Annotated in this window: 1 pseudogene; it reads left to right on the top strand. The window is 58.8% G+C overall.

Going from position 1 to position 369, the window contains the following annotated elements:
• Positions 1 to 369: pseudogene (locus SB765_RS28280) on the top strand (F0F1 ATP synthase subunit beta); the annotation flags it as partial.

Raw genomic sequence — 369 nt, 5'->3', positions numbered from 1 at the left:
ATCAAGGTCATCGACCTGATCTGCCCGTTCGCGAAGGGCGGCAAGGTCGGTCTGTTCGGTGGTGCAGGCGTGGGCAAGACCGTCAACATGATGGAGCTCATCAACAACATCGCGAAGGAGCACGGCGGTTACTCCGTGTTCGCGGGCGTGGGCGAGCGTACCCGTGAAGGGAACGACTTCTACCACGAAATGAAGGACTCGAACGTTCTCGACAAGGTCGCGCTGGTGTACGGCCAGATGAACGAGCCGCCGGGAAACCGTCTGCGCGTTGCTCTGACCGGTCTGACCATGGCTGAGAAATTCCGTGACGAAGGTCGTGACGTTCTGCTGTTCGTTGACAACATCTATCGTTACACCCTGGCCGGTACC

This window comes from Pseudomonas sp. SIMBA_067 (assembly GCF_046534675.1).
In the GTDB taxonomy this organism is placed as follows: Bacteria; Pseudomonadota; Gammaproteobacteria; order Pseudomonadales; family Pseudomonadaceae; genus Aquipseudomonas; species Aquipseudomonas putida.
The sequence above is the reverse complement of the archived record's forward strand: the minus strand, read 5'-3'. Positions and strand labels throughout refer to the sequence as shown.